Genomic DNA, 1360 nt, shown 5'->3' with positions numbered 1-1360 from the left:
GATCAGGGACAGTGTCTGATGGGTAGTTTAACTGGGGCGGTTGCCTCCTAAAGAGTAACGGAGGCGCCCAAAGGTTCCCTCAGCCTGGTTGGTAATCAGGTGTTGAGTGTAAGTGCACAAGGGAGCTTGACTGTGAGACCGACGGGTCGAGCAGGGACGAAAGTCGGGACTAGTGATCCGGCGGTGGCTTGTGGAAGCGCCGTCGCTCAACGGATAAAAGGTACCCCGGGGATAACAGGCTGATCTTCCCCAAGAGTCCATATCGACGGGATGGTTTGGCACCTCGATGTCGGCTCGTCGCATCCTGGGGCTGGAGTCGGTCCCAAGGGTTGGGCTGTTCGCCCATTAAAGCGGTACGCGAGCTGGGTTTAGAACGTCGTGAGACAGTTCGGTCCCTATCCGCTGTGCGCGTAGGAGTCTTGAGAAGGGCTGTCCCTAGTACGAGAGGACCGGGACGGACGAACCTCTGGTGTGCCAGTTGTCCTGCCAAGGGCATGGCTGGTTGGCTACGTTCGGGAGGGATAACCGCTGAAAGCATCTAAGCGGGAAGCCTGCTTCGAGATGAGGACTCCCACCTCCATGAGAGGGTAAGGCTCCCAGTAGACGACTGGGTTGATAGGCCGGATATGGAAGCACGGTAACGTGTGGAGTTGACCGGTACTAATAGGCCGAGGGCTTGTCCTCAGTTGCTCGCGTCCACTGTGTTAGTTCTGAGACAACGAACGGTTGTCGGCTTTGAGCAGAACATAAAAGAAAAGTGTGCTTGTTCGCTCGAAACCATTAGGGTTTCGGTGGTCATAGCGTAGGGGAAACGCCCGGTTACATTCCGAACCCGGAAGCTAAGCCTTACAGCGCCGATGGTACTGCAGGGGGGACCCTGTGGGAGAGTAGGACGCCGCCGAACAATCTTTGGAAGGACCTCTGGTCCCCAGCGTTCAGCTGGGGACCAGAGGTCCTTTTGTATTTTCTGGAGCGCGCCGGATATCCGGCTGCGCGAGAATGCTTGCGGTACCGAAGACAGGAGTCACCCATGTCCCCCAACTCTCCCGACGACCGACCGGAGCGCGACCAGCGGCGACGGGACAGTGGTGATCGTTCGGACCGAGGTAACCAGCGGGGCGCCGGCCCACGACGACCCAGCGACCGCGACCGTGGGTTCCGTCGGGACGACCGTCGCGACGACCGAGGTGCCGGTCGGCCGGAGCGTGGCGGGTTCCGTGGTCGGGACGACAATCGCGGTGACAACCGGGGCGGCGAGCGCAGCGGTTACCGGGGCAGGGACGAGCGTAGGGACGATCGCCCTGACGGTGGACGTGAGCGTTCCGGCTTCCGCCGTGATGACGATCGGGGACACGGACGT

2 rRNA genes and 1 pseudogene are annotated in these 1360 nt (G+C 60.7%); 2 read left to right on the top strand and 1 reads right to left on the bottom strand.

The annotated features are described in order from the left end of the window. A 23S ribosomal RNA gene (locus TU30_RS12930) occupies positions 1 to 684 on the top strand; the annotation flags it as partial. Positions 685 to 787: 103 nt separating this feature from the next. Further along, positions 788 to 904 (top strand): 5S ribosomal RNA (gene rrf, locus TU30_RS12925). A 120-nt stretch (positions 905 to 1024) separates the two neighbouring features. Here the strand turns inward: rrf and TU30_RS37995 are convergent. Beyond that, positions 1025 to 1360: pseudogene (locus TU30_RS37995) on the bottom strand (hypothetical protein); the annotation flags it as partial.

Origin of the sequence: Streptomyces sp. NBRC 110035, assembly GCF_000829695.1 — a bacterium.
Lineage (GTDB): Bacteria > Actinomycetota > Actinomycetes > Streptomycetales > Streptomycetaceae > Streptomyces.
This window is presented reverse-complemented; position numbering and strand designations above follow the sequence as displayed.